This window comes from Ottowia sp. (assembly GCF_047601385.1).
Lineage (GTDB): Bacteria > Pseudomonadota > Gammaproteobacteria > Burkholderiales > Burkholderiaceae_C > Ottowia.
The window spans coordinates 1-23214 of the sequence record NZ_JASGJP010000001.1 but is presented as its reverse complement, the minus strand read 5'-3'; the positions used below and the strand labels follow the sequence as shown (position 1 = coordinate 23214).

Genomic DNA, 23214 nt, shown 5'->3' with positions numbered 1-23214 from the left:
CATGAGCAAGACCACCGTCTACGACGTGAAAGTGACGTTCGGCGACTGCGACCCCGCCGGCATCGTGTTCTTCCCCAACTTCAGCAAATGGATGGACGCCGCCTCGCTGCACTTCTTCATGGAGTGCGGCGTGCCGCCCTGGCGCGAGCTGAGGAAGGCCACCGGCATCATCGGCACGCCGCTGCTGGAGATCCACACCAGGTTCATGCGCCCCGCCACCTACGGCGACACGCTGCACGTGCACACCAGCATCGAGACCTGGGGCGCCAAGACCTTCGTGCAGCTGCACCGCGTGATGAATGGCGGCGTGCTGCTGTGCGAGGGCCGCGAGACGCGCGCCTTCTGCGTGCACCCCGAGGGCGGGCGCCTGCAAGCCATTCCGGTGCCCGACTTCGTCAAGGAAAAGTGCAGCTAGCCGCGCACTCCCATCCGTTTTCCCAACGCGCCATCCACCCAGGAGACAACCCATGCAACGCTTCCAGATCAAGGCCCTCGTGGCCGCCACGCTCGTCGCCGCCAGCGGCGCGGCGCTGGCCGACATCACCATCGGCGTCGTCGCGCCGCTCACCGGCCCGGCCTCGGGGCTGGGCATCCCGGTGGGCAACCAGGTCAAGCTGTGGCCCAAGACCCTCGCCGGCGAGAAGCTCAACGTCATCCTGATGGACGACGCCTCCGACCCCACCCAGGGCGTGCAGCACGCCAAGAAGTTGACCGCCGCCGACAAGGTGGACGTGCTGATGGGCTCGGTCGCCACGCCGGTGGCCGCGGCCATGGCCCAGGTGGCCGAGGAGTCGGGCACGCCGCAGATCGCGTGGGCGCCGGTGGCGGTGCCGGCGGGCAAGGACAAGTGGCTGTTCCGCCTGCCGCAGTCCAACAACGTGATGGGCTACGCCGTCATCGAGCACATGAAGAAGCAGGGCATCAAGTCGGTCGGCTTCCTCGGCTACAGCGACGCCTACGGCGAGACCTGGCTGAACGACTTCAAGCCGCAGGCCGAGAAGGCCGGCATCAAGTTCGGCCCGGTGGAGCGCTTCGCCCGCGCCGACACCAGCGTCACCGGCCAGGCGCTCAAGCTGGTGTCGGCCAACCCCGACGCGATCCTCGTCGTCGCCTCCGGCAGCGGCGCCGCCATGCCCGAGATGGCCCTGCGCGAGCGCGGCTTCAAGGGCAAGGTCTACCAGACCCACGCCGCCGCCACGCGCGACCTGATGCGCGTGGGCGGCAAGGCGGTGGAAGGCACCTTCGTCGTCTCCGGCCCCGCCGTGCTGGCGGAGCAGTTGCCGGACTCACACCCCTCCAAGCCCGAGGCCATCAAGTTCGTGCAGCAGTACGAGAAAGCCTACGGCCCCGGCTCGCGCAACCAGTTCGCCGGCCACGCCTGGGACTCGCTCATCGTGATGGAGAAGGCGGTGCCCCTCGCCCTGAAGAAGGCCAAGCCCGGCACGCCCGAATTCCGCGCCGCCCTGCGCGACGCCTTCGAGGCCATCGGCCGCACCGTGGTGTCCCACGGCGTGCTCAACTGGACGACCGCCGACCACTGGGGCTACACCAACGACACCGGCGTGATGATGAAAGTCACCAACGGCGAGTTCAAGGTCGAGTGAACGCGGCCGGCGGGGTGGTGCCCGCCGGCTTTCAAGCCTTTTTGGCCTCCAGCGCTTGCCAGGCAAGCGCCAGCAGCTATTGAAATGAGAGTTCAAAGTCCCCCCGTCATCGACCACGTGGACACCGCCTACCTGCAAACCCTGCTGGGCTACAACGCGCGCCGCGCGGCGCTGGCGGTGATCAGCGAATTCCTGCCGCGCATGGCCCGCTACGGGCTGCGGCCGGTCGAATTCTCGATACTTTCCGTCATCCGGCACAACGCGGGCGTCACGTCCCGCCAGCTCTGCGATGCCCTGAACCTGCTGCCGCCCAACCTGGTCGGCAAGATCGGCGCGCTGGAAAAGCGCGGCCTGCTGGTGCGCCGGCCCCACCCGCTGGACGGCCGGGCGCAGGGCCTGCACCTGACCGAGGACGGCCACGGGCTGATGGTGAAGGCCGAAGCCACCGCCGCCGAGCTGGAAAGAGACGTCGCCAGCGCCCTCACGGCGGCCGAGCACAAGACCCTGCTGCGGCTGCTGCAAAAGGTTTACAAGGCATAAGGGTTTTCCAGCACCGCCTTCGGGTGAGTCCGGATTCTGTAGCGCCGCACCCACGGCTGGGAAGCCTGGGGAGCTATGAAAGTGCTAGCGTGCTACAGATTTTGGGATATAGTCAGCTCCAGTCCCTTGCATCCTGATGCGCCTTGAGGAGAAGCCTGACATGAGTTCCAAAGAAAACACCGCCACGGGCCAACTGCTTGCGCTGCTCGAAGCACGCTACGCCATCCGGGTGCTGTGGGCCCTGCGCGACGGCCACCCCCAGACCTTCCGCCTGCTGCAGGACAGCGTGGGCGGCATCACCCCCAACACGCTGAACACCCGCCTGAAAGAGCTGCGCGCGGCCGGCCTGGTCACCCACGGCTCGGACGGCTACAGCCTGACCATGAGCGGCGCCGACCTGGTCAAGCGCCTGTCCGACCTGCAGGCATTCGCCGCCAAGTGGGTCGCGGCGCAGGCCAAGAAAAAATAAGCCCAACAAGCCTCCAGCGCCCGCCAGACAAGCGCGGGCAGCTATTGAAACCGTAGTATTCCCACCATGACCACTGGCCTGCAGATCACCGACACCCAGCCCGGCACCGGCGCCGAGGCCCGCAAGGGCCAGACGGTCAGCGTGCACTACACCGGCTGGCTCTACAACAACGGCCAGCAGGGCGCCAAGTTCGACTCCAGCCGCGACCGCGGCCAGCCGTTCAGGTTCACCCTGGGCGCCGGCATGGTCATCAAGGGCTGGGACGAAGGCGTGGCCGGCATGAAGGTGGGCGGCCAGCGCACCCTGGTCATCCCGCCCGAGATGGGCTACGGTGCGCGCGGCGCCGGCGGCGTGATTCCGCCCAACGCCACGCTGAAGTTCGACGTCGAACTGCTCGGCGTCTCGCCCTGACCCGCCGGCGGCTGAAAACGCCCGCCCGCCACGGCCGCCGCTCCCGGCGGCCGTTTCGTTTCCGGCTTGAAATCGGCTCCGGGGTACCCATTTGGAGGGCCAATAGCCCGTCCATCCCGAAGAACCGAGCATGACCGATCCGCAGAACTCCTTTCTCAACCCCGACGATCCCCCCAGCCCCGAGGAACTGGAAGCCGCCGCGGCCGCCAATGAGGCCGATGTCATCGCCCAGCTCGCCAACGCGCAGGCCGAGGCCGACGCCCTGAAGGCCCAGGTGGCCGAGCTGACCGACCAGGCCCTGCGCGCCCAGGCCGAGGCGCAGAACGCCCGCCGCCGCGCCGAGGACGAGATCGCCAAGATCCGCAAGTTCGCCGTCGAATCCTTCGCCGAGAGCCTGCTGCCCGTCATCGACAGCCTGGAAGCCGGCCTGAGGATCGACAACGCCAGCGCCGGGCAGTTGCGCGAGGGCACCGAGGCCACGCTGCGCCAGTTGCAGTCGGCGCTGGAGCGCAACAAGGTGCTCGCCGTCGATCCACCCGCCGGCGCCAGGTTCGACCCCGCCACCCAGCAGGCCATCAGCATGGTGCCGGCCGAGCAGGAGCCCAACACCGTGGTCAGTGTCTTGCAGAAGGGCTACACCATCGCCGACCGCGTGCTGCGCCCCGCCCTCGTCACGGTGGCGGCCCCGAAATGACGACCCCCACGCTCCCCCGCTTCGCGAGGTCCGCTGCCCCCCGAGGGGGCTGTTTCGCCTTGGGGCGGCCCGGCGGCGAAACGACTGGCACGACGCCCACTTGAAAAGCCGGCGCCTTATCCACAGCTTCTCAGCAATTCAACTTTCACGCTTTCACGGAGAACGAACATGGGAAAAATCATCGGCATCGACCTGGGCACCACCAACAGTTGCGTGGCCATCATGGAAGGCAACACGACCAAGGTGATCGAGAACGCCGAGGGCGCGCGCACCACGCCCTCGATCGTGGCCTACCAGGACGGCGGCGAGGTGCTGGTCGGCGCGCCCGCCAAGCGCCAGGCCGTGACCAACCCCAAGAACACGCTGTACGCCATCAAGCGCCTGATCGGCCGCAAGTTCACCGAGCCCGAGGTGCAGAAGGACATCCACCTGATGCCCTACGAGATCACCAAGGCCGACAACGGCGACGCCTGGGTCTCGGTGCGCGGCGAGAAGCTGGCGCCGCAGCAGGTCAGCGCCGAGATCCTGCGCAAGATGAAGAAGACCGCCGAGGACTACCTGGGCGAGCCCGTGACCGAGGCCGTCATCACCGTGCCGGCCTACTTCAACGACAGCCAGCGCCAGGCCACCAAGGACGCCGGCCGCATCGCCGGCCTCGACGTGAAGCGCATCATCAACGAGCCCACCGCCGCCGCGCTGGCCTTCGGACTGGACAAGCAGGCCAAGGGCGACCGCAAGATCGCGGTGTACGACCTGGGCGGCGGCACCTTCGACATCTCCATCATCGAGATCGCCGACGTCGATGGTGAGAAGCAGTTCGAGGTGCTCTCCACCAACGGCGACACCTTCCTGGGCGGCGAGGACTTCGACCAGCGCATCATCGACTACGTGATCGGCGAGTTCAAGAAGGACCAGGGCGTGGACCTGTCCAAGGACGTGCTGGCCCTGCAGCGCCTGAAGGAAGCGGCCGAGAAGGCCAAGATCGAGCTGTCCAGCGCCGCCTCCACCGACATCAACCTGCCCTACATCACCGCCGACGCCTCGGGGCCGAAACACCTGAACATCAAGCTCACCCGCGCCAAGCTGGAGAGCCTGGTCGAGGAGCTGATCGAGCGCACCATCGCGCCCTGCCGCACCGCCATCAAGGACGCCGGCGTGGCGGTGGGTGACATCAACGACGTGATCCTGGTCGGCGGCATGACGCGCATGCCCAAGGTGCAGGACAAGGTGAAAGAGTTCTTCGGCAAGGAACCGCGCAAGGACGTGAACCCCGACGAGGCGGTGGCCGTGGGCGCCGCCATCCAGGGCCAGGTGCTTTCGGGCGACCGCAAGGACGTGCTGCTGCTGGACGTGACGCCGCTCTCCCTGGGCATCGAGACCCTGGGCGGCGTGATGACCAAGATGATCACCAAGAACACCACCATCCCGACCAAGTTCGCGCAGACCTTCTCCACCGCCGACGACAACCAGCCGGCCGTGACCATCAAGGTCTTCCAGGGCGAGCGCGAGATGGCCAGCGGCAACAAGCTGCTGGGCGAGTTCAACCTGGAGGGCATCCCGCCCGCGCCGCGCGGCCTGCCGCAGATCGAGGTCACCTTCGACATCGACGCCAACGGCATCCTGCACGTGGGCGCCAAGGACAAGGCCACCGGCAAGGAGAACAAGATCACCATCAAGGCCAACTCGGGCCTGTCCGAGGCCGAGATCCAGCAGATGGTGAAGGACGCCGAGCTGAACGCCGCCGAGGACCACAAGAAGGTGGAGCTGGTGCAGGCGCGCAACCAGGGCGACGGCGCCGTGCACAGCGTGCGCAAGTCGCTCGCCGAGCACGGCGACAAGCTGGACGCCGGCGAGAAGGACAAGATCGAGGCCGCCATCAAGGACCTTGAAGAAGCCCTGAAGGGCGAGGACAAGGCCGCCATCGAGTCCAAGACCGAAGCGCTGCTGGCCGCCAGCCAGAAGCTCGGCGAGAAGATGTACGCCGACGCGCAGGCCGCCGCCCAGGCAGCCGGCGCGGGCGCGGCGCCGGGGGCCGGCGCCCAGCAGGGCGCGGGCGCGGCGGCCGACGACAACGTGGTCGACGCCGAAGTCAAGGAAGTCAAGAAGGACTGACGCCCTGCCCTGACCCGGAGGCTGGCACACCCGCTCGCGGTGTTCCAGCCTCTTCCCGTTTCATCGCCACGACGCAAACCACCCCACCATGGCCACCAAGCGCGACTACTACGAAGTGCTGGGCGTTCCCAAGAACGCCTCGGACGAAGAGATCAAGAAGGCTTATCGCAAGCTGGCGATGAAGTACCACCCCGACCGCAACCAGGGTGACGCGCAGAACGCCGAGCTGAAGTTCAAGGAGGCCAAGGAAGCCTACGAGATCCTCTCCGAGCCGCAGAAGAAGGCCGCCTACGACCAGTACGGCCACGCGGGCGTGGACCCCAACATGCGTGGCGGCCCTGGCCAGGAAGGCTTCGGCGGCTTCGCCGAAGCCTTCGGCGACATCTTCGGCGATATCTTCGGCGGCGCGCGGGCGGGCGGCGGGCGCGGCGGCCGGCAGATCTACCGCGGCGCCGACCTCAGCTACGCGATGGAGATCACGCTGGAAGAGGCCGCCGCCGGCAAAGAGGCGCAGATCCGCATCCCCAGCTGGGAAGCATGCGACACCTGCCACGGCAGCGGCGCCCGCCCCGGCACCAGCGCCACCACCTGCGGCACCTGCCACGGCCAGGGCGTGGTGCAGATGCGCCAGGGCTTCTTCAGCGTGCAGCAGACCTGCCCGCACTGCCGCGGCACCGGCAAGCTCATCAAGGACCCCTGTACCACCTGCCACGGCCAGGGCCAGGTCAAGACGCAGAAGACGCTGGAGGTGAAGATCCCCGCCGGCATCGACGACGGCATGCGCATCCGCTCGGCCGGCAACGGCGAGCCGGGCACCAACGGCGGGCCGCCGGGCGACCTGTACATCGAGATCCGGCTGAAGAAGCACGACATCTTCGAGCGCGACGGCGACGACCTGCACTGCGTGGTGCCCATCGGCTTCGCCGCCGCCGCGCTGGGCGGCGAGATCGAGGTGCCCACGCTGAACGGCAAGGCCGCCATCGACATCCCCGAGGGCACGCAGGCCGGCAAGCAGTTCCGCCTGCGCGGCAAGGGCATCAAGGGCGTGCGCTCCAGCTACCCGGGCGATCTGTACTGCCACATCAGCATCGAGACGCCCGTCAAGCTGACCGAGCACCAGCGCAAGCTGCTCAAGGAGTTCGACGAATCGATCCGCAAGGGCGGCGCCAAGCACTCTCCCAGCGCCGAGAGCTGGACGGATCGGCTCAAGAGCTTCTTCGGGGCTTGAGATCACCGCGCGGGACGGCCGCAAAGCCCAGACCTCAAACGCTATCTTATCGATAGCTGCCAGCGCTTATCGGGCGGGCGCTGGAGGCCAATTCGGCTCATAAATCACCGCTGCGGCCAAACAGCTCGCCCCGTGCCCGCGGCGCCCCCCGGATTGGGGCGCGCCAGTGTCAGCCCGTTGCGCTCGCCCGCGAGGCCCAGGCGCCGGCAGGCGGTGGCGAAGCGCTGGCGCAGCAGCTCGGCCCACACGCCCTGGCCGTGCATGCGCGGGAAAATGGGGGCAGATGACGGTTTTCGAGGTTTTTCAACAGGCCGGATTCAGATGAAAAACATGCTGGACACGGCTTGCGCCAAACGCTGGCAGCGCCTGCTTTCATTGCGGCCGCACGGCCATGGTTTCGAGCACGGTCTGCATCTGCGGGCTCATGGGCAGGTTCAGGCTCTCGCCCGTGGGCAGCTTGCGCAGGAACCAGCGCTTGTACTGGCGCTCGATCTCGCCGTCCTCGGCCAGCATCTGGAAGCTGTCCTTGATGACCTGGGCGAGTTGCGGATCATCCTTGCGGAACATGATGCCGTAGGGGTCGTAGGAGAGGTAGTCGCCCACGACCTGGAACTTGCCGCTCTTGCCCGCGTCCTGCGCGATCAGGCCGTAGAGCAGCACGTCGTCGGTGGCGAAGGCGTCGGCCTGGCCGCTGGCCACCTGGGCAAAGCTCTCGGCGTAATCCGGCTCCACCTGCACCTGGATGCCGAGCTTGAAGCGGGCGTTCAGGTTGCGCAGCGCGGTCTCGGCCGTGGTGCCGGTGGCCACGGCCACCTTCTTTCCCGCCAGATCGCGGAAGCTGTTGCCGATGGACTTGTTGCCCTGCTTGACCATGACCTTCACGCCCGCCACGAACATGATGGGCGAGAAGGCCACGCGCTTCTGGCGCTCCAGGTTGGCGGTGGTGGAGCCGCATTCCAGGTCGATGCGGCCGGTGGCCACGTCGTCGATGCGGCTTTCGGCGGTGACGGGCACCCAGTCGATCTTCAGGCTTTTGTTGATGGCGTCTTCAATGGAAGTGACCAGTGCCTTGCACAGCTCGACGGTGTAGCCGATGGGCTCCTTGCGCGCGCTGAGGTACGAGAAGGGCACGGAGTTTTCGCGGTAGCCCAGCGCGATGGTGCCGCTGGTGCGCACCTTGGCGAGCGTGCCGCGCAGCTCGGCGTCGGCCCCGCGCGCGGGGCTGCCCATCATGTTCTGCGCCTGGGCCGCGCCCGCGAGCATGAGCGCGCAGGCGGCGAGCAGGGCGAGTCGTGGTTGTGGCTTCACGGCTGCTCCTCGTGCATCAGGCATGGGCGGCGTGAGGGTTTGCCTGCGCGCCGGCCTGGGCGGCCGCGGCGGCCTCGGCATCCAGCCGCTCGGCGTTGGCGGCGGCCTCCGCCTCCGGCAGCAAGGCCCCTTCCCATTTCGCGACCACGGCGCTGGCAATGGAGTTGCCCACGGCATTGGTGGCCGAGCGGCCCATGTCGAGGAAGCTGTCCACGCCCAGGATCAGCAGCAGCCCGGCCTCGGGGATGTTGAACTGGTTCAGCGTGGCGGCGATCACCACCAGCGAGGCGCGCGGCACGCCGGCGATGCCCTTGGAGGTGACCATCAGCACCAGCAGCATGGTGATCTGCGTGCCCAGCGACAGCTCGATGCCATACGCCTGCGCGATGAACAGCGCGGCGAAGGTGCAGTAGATCATGGATCCGTCGAGGTTGAACGAGTAGCCCAGCGGCATCACGAAGCTGGAGATCCTGCGCTTGACGCCGAAGCGGTCCAGCGCGTCCAGGATCTTGGGGTAGGCGGCTTCGGAGCTGGCGGTGGCGAAGGAGATCATGAAGGGCTCGCGGATGAGCTTGAGCAGGCGGCCGATGCGCGGGCCCAGGAACAGGAAGCCCGCAAAGATCAGCACGCACCACAGCACGGCCAGCGCGATGTAGAACTCGCCCATGAACACGGCGAACTTGAGCAGCACGCCCAGCCCGTTCGTGGCCACGGTGGCGGCCATGGCGGCCATCACGGCCACGGGGGCCAGCTTCATCACGTAGCCGGTGATCTTGAGCATGACGTGCGAGAGCTGCTCGATGGCGTCGAACAGCACCCGGCCCTTTTCCCCCAGCGCGGCCAGGCCGATGCCGAAGAACATGGAGAACACCACGATCTGCAGGATCTCGTTGTGCGCCATGGCCTCGGCGAAGGACTTGGGCACCATGTGGGCGATGAAGTCCTTGAGCGTGAACTTGCCGGTGGCCAGGTTGGTGGCCGTGCCGATCTCGGGCAGCGGCAGCCCGAAGTCGGCCCCCGGCTGGAAGAGGTTGACCAGCACCATGCCCAGCAGCAGCGACACCAGCGAGGCGCTCATGAACCAGGCCATGGACTTGAAGAACACCCGCCCGATCGCGGAGGCGTCGCCCATGTGCGCGATGCCCACCACCAGCGTGGAGAACACCAGCGGGCCGATCAGCATCTTGATGAGGCGCAGGAAGATGTCGGACAGGATGGAGATGTAACCCGCCATCTCGGCCGCGGCCTTCTTGTCCGGGAAGTTGGTGAAGATCATGTGGCCGATCACGATGCCGATCACCATGGCGATCAGGATCCAGGCGACGGGTGGAAATTTTCTTTTCATCTCTATATCTCCATAGGGCAGGCTAGGACAATCGGGATGGCGTTGATTCGCAGTCCGCAGGGCGAACGGAAGTCAAGCAAAAACTGAGCCATGAGACCGCCCAACACGACTCCAGCCAATCCCGCACGGACAGAGATTACTATGCCATTCATATCTGCCAGCGCTTTCTGGATGGGCACTGGAAGCCCATTCTTCTCATGAGAACCCATCGGGGCCGAACAGATCCCCCTGCGCCCGCAGCGCGCCAGGGTCGAAGCGCGCCAGTGTCAACCCGCTGCGCTCGCCCGTGAGGCCCAGGCGCCGGCAGGCGGTGGCGAAGCGCTGGCGCAGCAGCTCGGCCCACACGCCCTGGCCGTGCATGCGCTGGGCCCAGGCGCTGTCGTAGTCCCGGCCAGCCCGCATCTCGCGCACGCGCGCCATCACACGCTCGGCGCGGTCGGGGAAGTGCGCGGCCAGCCACTCGCGGAACAGCGGCGACAGCTCCCACGGCAGGCGCAGCACGGTGTAGAAGGCGCGGCGCGCGCCGGCCGCATGGGCGGCGGCCAGCACCTGCTCCATGTCGTCGGTGATGAAGGGGATCTGCGGCGCCACGCTCACGCCCACCGGCACGCCGGCTTCGGCCAGCGCGCGCACGGTGGCCAGCCGCCGCGCGGGCATGGCGGCGCGCGGCTCCAGGATGCGCGCCAGGCGCGCGTCCAGCGTGGTGATGGTGACGTACACCGCCGCCAGCCGCTGTGCGGCCATCGGGGCGATCAGGTCCAGGTCGAGCTCGACGCCGCTGGATTTGGTGACCACGGTGAACGGGTGGCACGCCCGCGCCAGCACCTCGACCACGCCGCGCGTGAGGCGCAGCGCGCGCTCCACCGGCTGGTAGGCGTCGGTGGCCGAGCCGAGGTTGATCGGCGCCGGCCGGTAGCGCGGCGCCGCCAGTTCACGCGCCAGCAGCGCGGCGAGGTTGCGCTTGGCGACGATCTTCGTTTCGAAGTCCAGCCCCGGCGAAAAGCCCAGGTAGCTGTGCGTGGGCCGGGCAAAGCAGTAGATGCAGCCGTGCTCGCAGCCGCGGTAGGGGTTGACGGAGTAGTCGAACGGGATGTCGGGCGAGTCGTTGGCGCTGATGGCGCTGCGGGCGTCTTCCAGCAGCACCTCGGTCACGGGCGGCGGGGTGCCGTCGTCGGCGCCGGGTTCGCCCCAGCCGTCGTCGAAGGTGTCGCGCGCATCGATGGTGAAGCGGTGCGGCAGGCGCGACAGCGCCCCCCGGCCTTTGACGGGTTGCGGGTGGATGGGGTGTTCGCGGGCTTCCATTTGACTGTATTTTTATACAGTCAAATGGGTGGCGCAAGTATTGCCGAATACTACTGAATCGATAGCTGCCATCGCTTGTCCACCAAGCGCTGGAGCCCGATTTGGCTTGAAAATCAGAGGAACCGGTCGAGCAGCTTGCGGCTGTGCCTGTCCATGCCCGCCAGGTCGCGGATCAGGTACTGCACGCCGTGCGCGTCGTTGACGATCAGCAGGCCCGGGCCCAGGCGGCGGATGTCCTCCTCGCCCTTCAGCACGAAGCTGGCCGGCCCGCGGTCGGTCTCCACGTCCCAGGTGCTGGGCGTGGCGAAGCTGCTCACGGCCTTGACGCGCAGCAGGCGCGGCATGAACTCGCGCTGCGCCAGCGCCTCGGCCAGCAGCGCGCGGCGCGGCTCGTCCAAAGCGGACAGGCGCGGCACCCAGGCCAGTTCGTGGCCGTCGGCATCGACCACGCTGACGCCCTCGTCGGGCGCGGCGATGGGGAACGCGCGCACGGCCAGCACGCCCACGTGCCCGCGCCCCTCGGCGTCGGTCAGCACCAGGCGGCCGAAGGCGTCGCGGCGCAGGTCGAACACGGTGGCGGTCATGGGCGCTCCTCCCTCGCCGGCGCGGGGGCTGGCTCGGCGGCCAGCTCGGCCTCGTCCACCACCAGCATGCGCTCGCGCTCGGCCTTCTCCTGCCGCGCCTGCGCTTCGTACAGGCGCCAGTAGGCGCCGCGACGGGCGATCAATTGATCGTGCGTGCCCTCCTCCACCTTCACGCCCTTGTCCAGCACCACCAGGCGGTCGGCCTTGCGCAGCGTGGACAGGCGGTGGGCGATGGCGATGGTGGTGCGCCCGCGCACCAGGTTGTCCAGCGCCTTCTGGATCTCGCGCTCGGTCTCGGTATCGACGGAGGCCGTGGCCTCGTCGAGGATCAGGATGCGCGGGTCGATCAGCAGCGCGCGGGCGATGCTGATGCGCTGGCGCTCGCCGCCCGACAGGCCCTGCCCGCGCTCGCCCACCAGCGAGTCGTAGCCCTGCGGCAGGCGCAGGATGAACTCGTGCGCGTGCGCGGCGCGGGCGGCGGCCACGATCTCCTCGCGCGTGGCGCCGGGCCGGCCGTAGGCGATGTTCTCGGCGATGGTGCCGAAGAACAGGAACGGCTCCTGCAGCACCAGGCCGACGTGGCGCCGGTAGTCGGCCACGCGCAGCTGGCGCAGGTCCACGCCGTCGAGCAGGATGGCGCCCTCGGTCACGTCGTAGAAGCGGCAGATCAGGTTGACCAGCGTGCTCTTGCCCGAGCCGCTGTGGCCCACCAGACCGATCATCTCGCCCGGCTCGATGGTCAGATTCAGCCCGCGGATCACCGAGCGGTTGCCGTAGCGCAGCGCGGCGTTGCGCACCTCGATGCGGCCTTCGACGTGCGCCAGCGCCACGGGGCTCTTCGGCTCGGGCACGCTGGAAACATGGTCGAGGATCTCGAAAATGCGCTTGGTGGCCGAGGCGGCCTTCTGCGTCACCGAGACGATGCGGCTCATCGAGTCCAGCCGGGTGTAGAAGCGCCCGATGTAGGCCAGGAACGCCGTCAGCACACCGACGGTGATGCGCCCCTGGCTCACCAGCCAGATGCCGGCCGCCCACACCACCAGCAGGCCGATCTCGGTCAGCAGCGTGACGGTGGGCGAGAACAGCGACCACAGCTTGTTCAGCTTGTCGTTGACCAGCAGGTTGTGGCGGTTGGCCTCCTTGAAGCGCTGGGCCTCGCGGTCTTCCTGCGCGAAGGCCTTGACCACGCGGATGCCGGGGATGGTGTCGGCCAGCACGTTGGTCACCTCGGACCAGACGCGGTCGATCTTCTCGAAGCCGGTGCGCAGGCGGTCGCGCACCACGTGGATCATCCAGCCGATGACGGGCAGCGGCACCAGGGTAACCAGCGCCAGCGTGGGATCTATGGTGAACAGGATGACGGCCGTCATGGCGATCATCAGCACGTCGGTGGCGAAGTCCAGCAGGTGCAGCGACAGGAAGATGTTGATGCGGTCGGTCTCCGAGCCGATGCGCGCCATCAGGTCGCCCGTGCGCCGGCCACCAAAGTATTCAAGTGAAAGTTTGAGCAGATGTTCGTAAGTGCTTGTGCGCAGGTCGGCGCCGATGCGCTCCGACACCAGCGCCAGGATGTAGGTCTTGATCCAGCCCAATACCCAGGCCAGCAAGGCCGAGCCCAGCAGCCCTGAAAGCAGCAGCGCGACCAGGTGGGTGTCGATCCGCCGCCCGTTCTGGAACGGGATCAGCACCTCGTCCATCAGCGGCATGGTCAGGTAGGGCGGCACCAGGGTGGCGGCCGTCGCCGCCAGCGTCAGCAAGAAACCGGCCAGCAGCTGCCAGCGGTACGGATGGGCGAAGCGCCACAGGCGCAGCAGCGTCCAGGTGGAGGGCGGGCGGTCGTCGGCGGGCGCGTCCAGGTCGTCGGATTCCGGTGCCGGCTCCTCCTCCGGCACCGGTGCCGCCGGCCCGCCCGTGGCGGCCGCCAGCGCCTGCTCGAACTGGCCCAGCAGCTTCAGTGCCGCCGGATTGCGCCCCAGGGTATAGCGCCAGACGGCCAGCTCGCCGTTGGCGTCCTGCAGTGCCAGCGCGCCGACGCCGGCGTGGTCGTGATGCGCCAGCGAGAGGTCGGCACGCAGCGCCCAGGCGTGCCAGCCTGTTTCATCCGGAAACTGGGTAATAAGCCGTTGATTTGTAATCAGAACCGTGCCACGCGCGAAGCGCAGATGGCGGTCCAGGTCAACTTCCAGCGACCCCAGCACGTTCTCTGAGGGTTGCAGCGGCGCCCCCTCGGCAGCCAACAGCGGCGCGGCCGATCCGGCAGCGGCGGATGCGGGGGGGATCACGAGCGACATGGGAATCCAGAAACAGCGGGCCGATGCATTCAACCTGAACGCACCCGGGTGGCCCGCAGAAGACAACGGTCACGGAAAGCGAGCGCACTCCATATGAGGCGAATCGATCAGCACGAGCTTGGCTCGGCAAACGGTGGCGGATTGTATCCGTCCACTTTTTCGGCCACCGCCGAACTGGCCCCGCCATCGGCCGCGCAGCCGGGGCGCACCTTCCCCGACATCGTCATCCGCCGCATGGCGCACCTGCGGGGGCCCAACGTCTGGACCTACCGCGCGGTGATCGAGGCGGTGGTGGACATCGGCGAGCTGGAAGACTTCCCCTCCAATACCCTGCCGGGCTTCTATGAACGGCTCACATCCTGGCTGCCGGGATTGATCGAGCACCGCTGCAGCGTCGGCCGCCGCGGCGGCTTCCTGATGCGCCTGCGCGACGGCACCTGGCCCGGCCACATCCTGGAGCACGTGGCGCTGGAGCTGCAAACCCAGGCCGGCATGAAGACCGGCTTCGGCAAGGCCCGCATGACGGGCGAGCACGGCGTCTACAAGGTGGTCATCCGCACCCGCAACGGGGCGATCGGCCAGCTGGCCATCGAGTCGGCGCGCGACCTGGTCATGGCCGCCATCAACGACCGCCCCTACGACGTCGGCGCCACCATCGCCCGGCTGACCGACATGGTCGACCGCCAGTGCCTCGGCCCCAGCACCGCCTGCATCGTGGACGCGGCCGGCGAACGCGGTATTCCCGCCATCCGGCTGAACGAAGGCAACCTGGTGCAGCTCGGCCACGGCGCCGCCCAGCGCCGCATCTGGACAGCCGAGACCGACCGCACCAGCGCCATCGCCGAAGGCATCTCGCGCGACAAGGATCTGACCAAGCAGCTGCTGTCGGCCGCTGGCGTGCCGGTGCCCGAGGGCCGCACGGTCGAGACGGCCGACGAAGCCTGGGAAGCGGCCGAGGACATCGGCCTGCCGGTGGTGGTCAAGCCTTCGGACGGCAACCACGCGCGCGGCGTATCGCTCAACCTGACCACGCGCGAGGAAGTCGTCAACGCCTTCGTCGCCGCCGAGAAGGAAGGATCCGAGGTTCTGGTGGAGCGCTTCATCCCCGGCCAGGAGCACCGCCTGCTGGTGGTGGGCGGCCAGGTGGTGGCGGCCACGCGCGGCGAGATCACGCGTGTCAGCGGCGATGGCCGCTCCACCATCGCGCAGCTGATCGCCACCCACGTCAACACCGACCCGCGCCGCGGCGAGGAGGAGCAATTCCCGCTCGACATCGTGCGCCTCGACGACCCGGTGGTGCTGCTCCTGCTGCAGCGCCAGGGCCTGACGCCGGCCAGCGTGCTGCCGCGCGGCCAGTCCGCCGAGGTGCAGCGCACCGGCAACATGTCGATCGACGTCACCGAGCAGGTGCACCCCGACATCGCCGAGCAGATCGCCCTGGCCGCCCGCGTGGTGGGCCTGGACATCGCCGGCATCGACCTGGTGGTGGAGGACATCGGCCAGCCGCTGGCTCCGCAGGGCGGCGCCATCGTCGAGGTCAACGCCGGCCCCGGCCTGCTGATGCACCTGAAGCCGGCCGTCGGCCGCGCGCAGCCGGTGGGCGAAGCCATCGTCCGCCACCTGTTCCCGGGCGGCGAGGCGGGCCGCGTGCCGATCGTCGGCCTGCTCGGCGACGGCCGCGGCTCGCTGGCTTCGCGCCTGATCGCCGCGCTGCTGCAGCTGCACGGCCGCCAGACCGCCCTGGCCTGCGGCGACGGCCTGTTCCTGGGCGCTCGCCAGCTTTCCAGCGAGAGCGCGCTCGGCTACGCGGCGGGCGAGCGCATGCTGATCAACCGCACGGTGCAGGCAGCGGTGTTCGAGACCTCGCCGCGCCACATCCTGACCGAGGGCCTGCCCTATGACCGCTGCCAGGTCGGCGTGGTGACGGCCATGCCCGGCCCCGAGGGACTGCAAGACCTCTTCATCACCGAAGCCGAGCAGATGCCGGGCATCGTGCGCACCCAGGTGGATGTGGTACTGCCCCAGGGCGCGGCGGTGCTGAACGCCGACGACGCCGAGGTTCTGGAACTGGCCGCCTACTCCGACGGCGAGGTGCTGCTCTACAGCCTGGACCCTCACAACCCCGCCGTCGCCCAGCACCGCGCCCGCAAGGGCCGCGCGGTGCTGGCGCGGGGCGACGGCATCGTGCTGGCGCAGGGCGCCGGCGAGGTGCCGCTGCTCAAGCTGGGCACCACCGCCCTGCCCGCTATTGGCAACCAGACGCAACAGGACGCACGCCCGCAGGTGCTGGCCGCCGTGGCCGCCGCCTGGGCGCTGGGCATACCGGTCGACCTGATCCGCGCAGGTTTGTTGCGATTTGGCCAGCCGCCGGTGGCCGCGGCTGTCTACTGACCGGCCCGCTCGTCCGTTGCATACCTCAGTTTCGCTACCAGGATATTTCATGGAAGTCACCCGCATTCGCGCCCTGCGCGGCCCCAACCTGTGGAGCCGCCACACGGCCATCGAAGCCGTTGTCACCTGCGACGGCGCCGAGCGCGACCTCGGCAGTACCCCGGCCTTCGAAAAGCGCCTGCGCGAACTGTTCCCCGGCATCGGCGCCCTGCACGCCCACAAGCCCAGCACCCCCATCACCATGGCCCACGCGCTGGAGCTGACCGCCCTGGCCCTGCAAGCCGAGGCCGGCTGCCCGGTCACCTTCAGCCGCACCACGCCGACCGAGATCGAAGGCACCTTCCAGGTCGCCGTGCAGTACACCGAGGAAGCCGTCGGCCGCCTGGCGTTCGAGAAGGCGCGGCAGCTATGCCACGCCGCTGCAAGCGGCCATTCCGATCCGGCTGCCACGGCGGGCGATTTCGACCTGGCCGCCGCCCTGGCCGAGCTGCGCGAGCTGGACGAAGACGAGCGCCTGGGCCCCTCCACCGGCGCCATCGTCGAAGCCGCGCTGCGGCGCGGCATCCCCTGCAAGCGCCTGACCAGCGGCAGCCTGGTGCAACTGGGCTGGGGCAGCCGGCAGCGCCGCATCCAGGCCGCCGAGGTCGATGGCACCAGCGCCATCGCCGAATCCATCGCCCAGGACAAGGACCTGACCAAGAAGCTGCTGCACGCCGCCGGCGTGCCGGTGCCGCTGGGCCGCCCGGTGAACGATATCGAGGACGCCTGGACCGCCGCGCAGGAGATCGGCCTGCCGGTCGTCGTCAAGCCGCAGGACGGCAACCAGGGCAAGGGTGTGACCGTGGACATCAGCGAGCGCCACCAGTTCGACGCCGCCTACGCCGCCGCCGCCAAATACGGCGGCGTGATGGTCGAGAAATACCTGCCCGGCCATGACTTCCGCCTGCTGGTGGTGGGCGACAGGCTGGTAGCCGCCGCGCGGCGCGACCCGCCTCTGGTGGTGGGCGACGGCGAGCGCAGCGTGCGCGCGCTGGTGACCGAGGTCAACAAGGACCCGCGCCGCGGCGAAGGCCACGGCACCTCGCTGACGAAGATCCGTATCGACGCCATCGCCGAGGCCAGCCTGGCCGCCCAGGGCCTGACGCCCGACGCGGTGCCCGCCAAGGGCCAGCGCGTGGTGCTGCGCCACAACGCCAACCTGTCCACCGGCGGCACCGCCACCGACGTCACCGACAGCGTGCACCGCGACGTGGCCGCGCGCGCCATCGAGGCGGCGCAGACCGTGGGCCTGGACATCTGCGGCGTGGACGTGGTGTGCGAGACCGTGATCAAGCCGCTGGAAGAGCAGAACGGCGGCATCGTCGAGGTCAACGCCGCGCCCGGGCTGCGCATGCACATCAGCCCCTCGTTCGGCAAGGGCCGCGACGTGGGCCAGGCGGTCATCGACCACATGTACCCGGACGGCGGCAACGGCCGCATCCCCGTGATCGCCGTCACCGGCACCAACGGCAAGACCACCACCGTGCGGCTGGCGGCCCACCTGCTCAAGGCCAGCGGCCTGCGCGTGGGCATGACCAACACCGACGGCGTGTACGTAGGCGGCCGCCAGATCGACTCCGGCGACTGCTCCGGCCCACGCAGCGCGCGCAACGTGCTGGCCCACCCCGACGTGGACGCCGCCGTGCTCGAAACCGCGCGCGGCGGCCTGCTGCGTGAGGGTCTGGCCTTCGACCAGTGCGACGTGGCGGTGGTCACCAACCTGGGCGCGGGCGACCACCTGGGCCTGAACTACATCACCACGCTGGAAGACCTCAAGGTACTCAAGCGCGTGATCGTGCTGAACGTGGCGCCCACCGGCACCGCCGTGCTGAACGCCGCCGACCCGGCGGTGGCCGCCATGGCGCCGCACTGCCCGGGCAAGGTCACCTTCTTCGCGCAGGACGGCCACCACCCCGTCATCGCCACGCACATGGCTCAGGGCAAGCGGGTGGTGTTCGTGGATCGCGGCGACATCGTCTGCGTCGAGGGCGCGTTCATGAAGCGCCTGCCGCTGGCCCGCGTGCCGCTGACGCGCAAGGGGCAGATCGGCTTCCAGGTGGAGAACTGCATGGCCTCGGTGGCGGCGGCCTGGGCCGTCGGCGTGCCGTGGGAAGCCATCCAGAAGGGCCTGGCCACCTTCATCAGCGACCAGCACGGCGTGCCGGGCCGCTTCAACGTGTTCGACTACCGCGGCGCCACCCTGATCGCCGACTACGGCCACAACCCCGACGCCATCGCCGCCCTGGCGGCCAGCGTCGAGAACATGCCGGCACGCCGCCGCGCGGTGGTGATCAGCGGCGCCGGCGACCGGCGCGACCAGGACATCCGCGAGCAGACCCGGATCCTGGGCGGCGCATTCGACGAGGTCATCCTCTATCAGGACGCCTGCCAGCGCGGCCGCGCCGACGGCGAGGTGCTGGCCCTGCTGCGCCAGGGCCTGGAAGGCGCCCGCCGCACGCGCCACGTCGAGGAAATCCAAGGCGAATTCGCCGCCATCGACCGCGCCCTCGCGCGCCTGAAGGCGGGCGATCTGTGCCTGATCCTGATCGACCAGGTGGAAGAAGCCCTGGCCCACATCCAGCAGCGCGTGAACGAGGCGGCGCCCGTTGCTGTCAAGCGGTCGGCACGCAAAACCACGACCGGCAGGTCCAAGCGCCGCAAGATGGATACGACCGTGGCGCTCGGGATGCGGATCTGACGCCCCCCCTGGGAAGGCCCCAGCCAGGAAAACCCGCCAAGGCGGACATTTTCATCGCCGGGCCGCCCCAAGATGAAAAATGTCCGCTGTCAAGTTCTTTGTGAGGCCGGGCAGCGGTGCAAAAGGTCTTATGGGGCAATAGGTTAGGCTAGATTTCGGCCTCCGCGTGCCGTTGCCGCTTTTTTAGCCAGGTGCCACATAGGCGCTTTGCGGTGGAAAGCCCAAGGGCACCGCAGCGGGCAAGGTCGCAACTTCATCATAGCCCGGCCTGTGGTGTTCTCGCCCCAAAACGAAAGCGCAGCCCGTGGGCTGCGCTTTCGTGACGGTCGATGGCAGCGGAAGTATCCGCATCGTCAAGGCTGCTTCGGTGGCATCGCCTTGGCCGTCGTTTCTTTCTTGAATCCACGATCCCCGGCCATGAAGGCTTCAAGCATGTGCGGGATCAACGTCGCCGAATCGACCACTTCGTCATACGTCTGCGAGTACAACGCGGCGTAGCGGTCAAGGTCGGCTTTCAGGCTGGCCGGGCACGCGAAGGTCAGCTTGACGCTGGCGGTGGACGGCAACGGCCCAAGGCGTAGTTTTCGTGCGCTCATCGCTGGCCGCCGCGCTGGTAGAACAAGGGCTGGTACGGTCGCAGCACCAAATCGCGGTTGACGATGATCCGCACCGGCAGGCCCGGCCGTTCAGTCAAAGTCGGCTGGATGTTCATGTTGCGCCGGGTCATCTCCTGGCCGACCTGATTGATGCTGTCCTGCGCGCTGTCGCGTCCGGCGATGACGATGCGGTTGCCGTCCTGCCGGTTCTCCGGCGCGGCCAACTCGGCACCGACACCCAGCAGCGTCGTCAGCGCCGCGCCGGCGATGATGCGACTCCAGTGGTAGTCCACGCCGTCTTCGAGGCCGGAATAGCCCGCCGGATCGGTGCCCACAAGGTTGTCGATGGTCAGCGAAGACGTGTCCGGCAGGATGATCCGGTTCCAGACCACTTGAACCCGGCTCTGCCCGTAGCTGACCTGGCTGTTGTATTTGCCGAGGATGCGCGAACCCTGTGGGATCAGCAGGAACTTGCCTGTGGCCGAGTCATAGACCGGCTCCGTCACCGTGCCGATCACGTCGCCCGGCAAGTCCGACTTGATACCCGTCACCAGCGCCCCGGCGATCACCGTCCCGGCCATGACCTGATATGGCGAGGCCGGCATTTGCAGATGGCCGGAATTGCGGGTTTCCGTAGAGCCGCCTTTCAGGAACGCCTCTTTCTGGTCTTGCCGGTTCTGCGTGGAGGTCGAGTCGGCAGGTTGGGCCGCCGTCGAGGCAGGCCCGGCCGCCAGCGGGTCGAAGCTCGCCAAGACGCTACCCGGCGCAGCCGCAGCGACCTGGGCTGTGGCCGGCGCTGTGCCCTTGCCTTGGCCCGAGCGGAAGAACACCGCCGAGGCCGCCGCCGCTTCGGCCTCCTTGCGCAAGGCATCCGCCGGGTCATGGCCAGGCGGCGCATAGGTCGGCGTCACTGGCTGCTGCGAGGCCACAATGGCGGGGCCAAGATCGCCCGGCAGCGGCGGCCCCAGCTCGGGCACCTTCTGAGGCAGCTTGGAGTAGTCGGCCGGCAGGCCGTCCAGCCCTTCGGACTTGCTCACGCGATCGACGTTGTAAAGCTCGGTCTGCTCGCCCGCGCCGCGCCGGTGCGGCTGGAGCGACCAGATAGTGGCGCCCAGCACGGCGACCGACAGGCCGCCCATGAGCATCGCCAGCGTGCGCCGGTTCAGGCGCGTGACCGGGCGCGGCTGGGCGCGCAGCGCCACCGCCTCGGGCGCGACCTTGCCCGCCTGCGGCGCGGCACGGTCGGGGGTGTCGTCCTGGCTCATGGTCAGTTCCTCCGCGTGCCGTCCGTGCGCTCGATCCGCACCACGTCGCCCTTGTCACCGCCCAGGCGCAGCTCCGCCGCGCCAAAGAGGCGATCCACGATGTAGTACGGCGAGCGGAAGCGATAGTTCACCAGTTGCCCGTCACCTTCGGCCCCGATCACGAACAGCGGCGGCAGGTCGCCTTGCGCGATACCTGCGGGAAACTGGATATAGACCTTCGCGCCATCGTCGAAGGCGCGCAGCGGCTTCCACGGCGGATTGCTGCCGCTGATCGCGTAGCGAAAGCGCAGGTTCTCCAGCGACAGGCCGCTATCGACCGGCGCGGCGGCGCTGGCCGCCTGCGCCTGGCGCTGCAAGGCCAGCATCCGGTCGCGCGGGTACTCCCAGGACACCGACGCCATCCACGTCTTGTCCGTGGAAGTCAGCTCCAGCAAGTACGTCCTGCGGCTGGTGGTGATGACCAGATTGGTTTTCAGGCCCGAGCGGATGGGCTTCACCAGCACGTTGACGCGCAAGTCGGCACCGCTGCCGCTGGACGTGTCGCCCACGATCCAGCGCACCGTATCGCCAGCGGCCACCGTCACCAGTTCCTCGCTAGGCTGGAGCGACACCACGGTCACGCGGCCCACGGCCGCATAGACCTGATACAGCGCGCCATCGGTGAAGGGCCACACCTGAATCGCGTTGAAGTAGCCCTCGCGCGTGGGCGCGACACGGGCCTCGGCATTGGCGCGCGAGACGCGCACCTTCTCGTCGGCCGGCTCGGGCGTGGGCTTGGCTTCCTCGGCCTCGGGGGCCGGCATCAACTGCGCCGGCATCGGCAGCACTTCGGGCACGGCCACAACCTCCACGGGCGCAGGCGGCTCCGGCATCGGCTGGGCCTGCACCGGCACCGGCTCATCGAGCGAGATGGTCGGCGGCGGCTTGCCCTGCGTGGCGCAGCCCGCCAGGGCAACAAGCATCAACGGCAAAGCGTAAAAGCGGAAAGACAGGTTCATGGTTTTGCTCCTTCGGAAGAATCCAGCTCGTGGCTCCAGGAAAGGCCGTTGACGTAGATGCCCAGCGGGTTCTTGCGCAGGCGTTCTTCGGTGCGCGGCGGCTGGAGCACGATGGACACCACGGCCGTCCACCGCTCCAGGCCAGCCGCCGCGCCGTTGACGTAGCGGCGCTCCGTCCACCGCATCTGGAACGACGATTCGCTGGCGCGCACGACGCTGGTGATCTGCACCGTCACCGACTCCTTGCCGATGCGCGCAAACGGGTCGTTGACCCGCGCGTAGTCGTTGAGCACGGCCGCGCCCTTGTCGGTCGTGTAGTCGTAGGCGTCCAGCCAGTTCTGCCGGACGACGATGGGATCGATGGACAGCGAGCGCACCAGCGTCACGAAGTGCGCCAGGTGGTAAGCGGTCTGCGCATCGTTGGGCCGGTACGGCGTGGCGGCTTCACCCACGGCACGCACCTGGCCCGCGTTGTCCACCTCCACGACGTAGGGCGTCACGATAGACTGCGCCGAGCGCCACACCAGGCCGCCGGCCATCAGCAGCGCGAGCGTCAGGCACCCGAACGCCATCAAGCGCCAGTTCTTCGCCTGCACACGCGGCGTGCCGATACGGTCGTCCCATACCTGGCCGGCGGCTTGGTACGGCGTGGCAGGCTGCGGCGTGTCGGCGTAGCGCACCTGCGGTTTCTTGAATCGCATGGTCAGTTCTCCTTATGAATCGGAATCGCGCAGGCTCGGCCCCTGGCCGGAGCCGCCGCCATCGCCACCGCGCAGCGTGTGGGCGGTGGTAGTCGCGGCATGGGTGAGCTGCTGGCGGCGTTGCAGCCGCTTGGCCCAAGCGGGTTGCTCGGGCGTCTGCGCGGCGGCAGCGCCTGCGGGGGAAGCGCTGGTGGCGGCCTGGCCGGCTGACGCGCCAGCGTCGCCGTTCCAGCCCGCGCGAAACGGCGCAGCCATGCGCTGCCCGGCAGCGGAAGCGCGGGACGCGGCAGTGCGTCCGGCGGACTGCGCGCCGGTCTTGGCGACGTTGCCCAGGCCCGCCATCGCGCCTTTGGCACCGCCGCCTGCTGCGGCGGAACCGGCCTGGAACGCCGACTTCGCGCTGCCAGCCGCCGACGTGGCGGCACGGGCACCGCTGCCGGCCAGCTTGGCGGCAGCCGGGGCCATGCGCGCACCAGCGGCCACCGCACCGCCCATGCCGGTCGCGGCAGCACCGACGGCCACCGCCGTTCCGGCTGCGCCGATGGCGGCACCGGCCATCGCGCCCGCGCCGAGCTGTGGCGCACCGGACACAAGGCCCGTGGCAATGCCGGGGCCGAAGATCCCGAGCGCCAGCAAGG

Annotated in this window: 20 protein-coding genes and 1 pseudogene; 10 read left to right on the top strand and 11 right to left on the bottom strand. The window is 68.7% G+C overall.

The features are described 5' to 3' along the window. Window position 1 precedes the first annotated feature (1 nt). The 8 genes from QM772_RS00105 (at window position 2) to dnaJ (ending at window position 7058) form a co-directional block, all read left to right on the top strand. Window positions 2–415 carry an acyl-CoA thioesterase gene (locus tag QM772_RS00105; RefSeq protein ID WP_415132949.1) on the top strand — a complete coding sequence of 138 codons (414 nt, stop codon included), beginning with the start codon at window positions 2–4 and terminating at the stop codon, window positions 413–415. Window positions 416–467: 52 nt separating this feature from the next. After that, complete coding sequence (locus QM772_RS00100; RefSeq protein ID WP_415132947.1) at window positions 468–1604, top strand: ABC transporter substrate-binding protein; 1137 nt, start codon at window positions 468–470, stop codon at window positions 1602–1604. An 84-nt stretch (window positions 1605–1688) separates the two neighbouring features. Continuing rightward, window positions 1689–2144 carry a MarR family winged helix-turn-helix transcriptional regulator gene (locus tag QM772_RS00095; protein WP_415132945.1) on the top strand — a complete coding sequence of 152 codons (456 nt, stop codon included), beginning with the start codon at window positions 1689–1691 and terminating at the stop codon, window positions 2142–2144. Between the two features lie 160 nt (window positions 2145–2304). Continuing rightward, window positions 2305–2613 carry a winged helix-turn-helix transcriptional regulator gene (locus tag QM772_RS00090; RefSeq protein ID WP_415132943.1) on the top strand — a complete coding sequence of 103 codons (309 nt, stop codon included), beginning with the start codon at window positions 2305–2307 and terminating at the stop codon, window positions 2611–2613. Between the two features lie 66 nt (window positions 2614–2679). Next, window positions 2680–3024 carry an FKBP-type peptidyl-prolyl cis-trans isomerase gene (locus tag QM772_RS00085; protein ID WP_415132941.1) on the top strand — a complete coding sequence of 115 codons (345 nt, stop codon included), beginning with the start codon at window positions 2680–2682 and terminating at the stop codon, window positions 3022–3024. Between the two features lie 130 nt (window positions 3025–3154). Then, a complete protein-coding gene (gene grpE / locus QM772_RS00080; RefSeq protein ID WP_415132939.1) occupies window positions 3155–3718 on the top strand; it encodes a nucleotide exchange factor GrpE in 564 nt (187 codons plus the stop codon). Between the two features lie 168 nt (window positions 3719–3886). Further along, on the top strand, window positions 3887–5830 hold the full coding sequence (dnaK, locus tag QM772_RS00075; protein ID WP_415132937.1) for a molecular chaperone DnaK: 1944 nt from the start codon (window positions 3887–3889) through the stop codon (window positions 5828–5830). A gap of 88 nt (window positions 5831–5918) precedes the next feature. Then, on the top strand, window positions 5919–7058 hold the full coding sequence (gene dnaJ, locus QM772_RS00070; RefSeq protein WP_415132935.1) for a molecular chaperone DnaJ: 1140 nt from the start codon (window positions 5919–5921) through the stop codon (window positions 7056–7058). 104 nt (window positions 7059–7162) lie between these two features. On the opposite strand, the gene QM772_RS00065 is transcribed toward dnaJ, so the two are convergent. From QM772_RS00065 to QM772_RS00040, 6 genes are all read right to left on the bottom strand, one after another. Beyond that, window positions 7163–7321 carry a hypothetical protein gene (locus QM772_RS00065; RefSeq protein WP_415132933.1) on the bottom strand — a complete coding sequence of 53 codons (159 nt, stop codon included), beginning with the start codon at window positions 7319–7321 and terminating at the stop codon, window positions 7163–7165. Between the two features lie 109 nt (window positions 7322–7430). Continuing rightward, window positions 7431–8366 carry an amino acid ABC transporter substrate-binding protein gene (locus tag QM772_RS00060; protein WP_415132931.1) on the bottom strand — a complete coding sequence of 312 codons (936 nt, stop codon included), beginning with the start codon at window positions 8364–8366 and terminating at the stop codon, window positions 7431–7433. Between the two features lie 16 nt (window positions 8367–8382). Beyond that, window positions 8383–9711: a dicarboxylate/amino acid:cation symporter gene (locus QM772_RS00055; RefSeq protein WP_415132929.1), complete on the bottom strand. Its 1329-nt coding sequence runs from the start codon at window positions 9709–9711 to the stop codon at window positions 8383–8385. A 195-nt stretch (window positions 9712–9906) separates the two neighbouring features. Further along, window positions 9907–11013, bottom strand: coding sequence for a PA0069 family radical SAM protein (locus QM772_RS00050; protein ID WP_415132927.1), 1107 nt, complete (start codon window positions 11011–11013; stop codon window positions 9907–9909). Window positions 11014–11126: 113 nt separating this feature from the next. Then, on the bottom strand, window positions 11127–11597 hold the full coding sequence (locus tag QM772_RS00045; RefSeq protein WP_415132925.1) for a DUF1854 domain-containing protein: 471 nt from the start codon (window positions 11595–11597) through the stop codon (window positions 11127–11129). Then, entirely contained in the window at window positions 11594–13888 is a 2295-nt protein-coding gene (locus tag QM772_RS00040; RefSeq protein ID WP_415132923.1) for an ABC transporter ATP-binding protein, read from the bottom strand. The genes QM772_RS00045 and QM772_RS00040 overlap by 4 nt, the downstream gene beginning before the upstream one ends. Window positions 13889–14122: 234 nt before the next feature. On the opposite strand from QM772_RS00040, the gene cphA (QM772_RS00035) reads away from it, so the two are divergent. Beyond that, the gene (gene cphA, locus QM772_RS00035) at window positions 14123–16279 is read left to right on the top strand and encodes a cyanophycin synthetase (RefSeq protein WP_415139404.1); all 2157 of its coding nucleotides are present in this window, start codon (window positions 14123–14125) and stop codon (window positions 16277–16279) included. A 49-nt stretch (window positions 16280–16328) separates the two neighbouring features. Continuing rightward, window positions 16329–19016 (top strand): cyanophycin synthetase, encoded by a 2688-nt coding sequence (gene cphA / locus QM772_RS00030; RefSeq protein ID WP_415132921.1) that lies wholly within the window; start codon window positions 16329–16331, stop codon window positions 19014–19016. 353 nt (window positions 19017–19369) lie between these two features. On the opposite strand, the gene QM772_RS00025 is transcribed toward cphA (QM772_RS00030), so the two are convergent. The 5 genes and pseudogenes from QM772_RS00025 to QM772_RS00005 form a co-directional block, all read right to left on the bottom strand. Then, window positions 19370–19612: a DUF2274 domain-containing protein gene (locus QM772_RS00025; protein ID WP_415132919.1), complete on the bottom strand. Its 243-nt coding sequence runs from the start codon at window positions 19610–19612 to the stop codon at window positions 19370–19372. After that, on the bottom strand, window positions 19609–20877 hold the full coding sequence (locus QM772_RS00020) for a TrbI/VirB10 family protein (protein ID WP_415132917.1): 1269 nt from the start codon (window positions 20875–20877) through the stop codon (window positions 19609–19611). Before QM772_RS00020 ends, QM772_RS00025 begins: the two co-directional genes overlap by 4 nt. A 2-nt stretch (window positions 20878–20879) precedes the next feature. Further along, window positions 20880–21875, bottom strand: a complete 996-nt coding sequence (trbG, locus tag QM772_RS00015; protein WP_415132915.1) for a P-type conjugative transfer protein TrbG — start codon at window positions 21873–21875, stop codon at window positions 20880–20882. Beyond that, window positions 21872–22576 carry a conjugal transfer protein TrbF gene (gene trbF / locus QM772_RS00010; protein WP_415132913.1) on the bottom strand — a complete coding sequence of 235 codons (705 nt, stop codon included), beginning with the start codon at window positions 22574–22576 and terminating at the stop codon, window positions 21872–21874. The genes trbG and trbF overlap by 4 nt, the downstream gene beginning before the upstream one ends. 12 nt (window positions 22577–22588) lie before the next feature. Further along, window positions 22589–23214, bottom strand: a pseudogene (locus QM772_RS00005) (P-type conjugative transfer protein TrbL); the annotation flags it as partial.

Coding starts and splice junctions, on each gene's coding strand:
- QM772_RS00105 (WP_415132949.1), top strand. CDS start 2: ATGAGCAAGACCACCGTCTACGACGTGAAAGTGACGTTCGGCGACTGC.
- QM772_RS00100 (WP_415132947.1), top strand. CDS start 468: ATGCAACGCTTCCAGATCAAGGCCCTCGTGGCCGCCACGCTCGTCGCC.
- QM772_RS00095 (WP_415132945.1), top strand. CDS start 1,689: ATGAGAGTTCAAAGTCCCCCCGTCATCGACCACGTGGACACCGCCTAC.
- QM772_RS00090 (WP_415132943.1), top strand. CDS start 2,305: ATGAGTTCCAAAGAAAACACCGCCACGGGCCAACTGCTTGCGCTGCTC.
- QM772_RS00085 (WP_415132941.1), top strand. CDS start 2,680: ATGACCACTGGCCTGCAGATCACCGACACCCAGCCCGGCACCGGCGCC.
- grpE (WP_415132939.1), top strand. CDS start 3,155: ATGACCGATCCGCAGAACTCCTTTCTCAACCCCGACGATCCCCCCAGC.
- dnaK (WP_415132937.1), top strand. CDS start 3,887: ATGGGAAAAATCATCGGCATCGACCTGGGCACCACCAACAGTTGCGTG.
- dnaJ (WP_415132935.1), top strand. CDS start 5,919: ATGGCCACCAAGCGCGACTACTACGAAGTGCTGGGCGTTCCCAAGAAC.
- QM772_RS00065 (WP_415132933.1), bottom strand. CDS start 7,321: ATGCACGGCCAGGGCGTGTGGGCCGAGCTGCTGCGCCAGCGCTTCGCC.
- QM772_RS00055 (WP_415132929.1), bottom strand. CDS start 9,711: ATGAAAAGAAAATTTCCACCCGTCGCCTGGATCCTGATCGCCATGGTG.
- QM772_RS00050 (WP_415132927.1), bottom strand. CDS start 11,013: ATGGAAGCCCGCGAACACCCCATCCACCCGCAACCCGTCAAAGGCCGG.
- QM772_RS00045 (WP_415132925.1), bottom strand. CDS start 11,597: ATGACCGCCACCGTGTTCGACCTGCGCCGCGACGCCTTCGGCCGCCTG.
- QM772_RS00040 (WP_415132923.1), bottom strand. CDS start 13,888: ATGTCGCTCGTGATCCCCCCCGCATCCGCCGCTGCCGGATCGGCCGCG.
- cphA (WP_415139404.1), top strand. CDS start 14,123: ATGGCGCACCTGCGGGGGCCCAACGTCTGGACCTACCGCGCGGTGATC.
- cphA (WP_415132921.1), top strand. CDS start 16,329: ATGGAAGTCACCCGCATTCGCGCCCTGCGCGGCCCCAACCTGTGGAGC.
- QM772_RS00025 (WP_415132919.1), bottom strand. CDS start 19,612: ATGAGCGCACGAAAACTACGCCTTGGGCCGTTGCCGTCCACCGCCAGC.
- QM772_RS00020 (WP_415132917.1), bottom strand. CDS start 20,877: ATGAGCCAGGACGACACCCCCGACCGTGCCGCGCCGCAGGCGGGCAAG.
- trbG (WP_415132915.1), bottom strand. CDS start 21,875: ATGAACCTGTCTTTCCGCTTTTACGCTTTGCCGTTGATGCTTGTTGCC.
- trbF (WP_415132913.1), bottom strand. CDS start 22,576: ATGCGATTCAAGAAACCGCAGGTGCGCTACGCCGACACGCCGCAGCCT.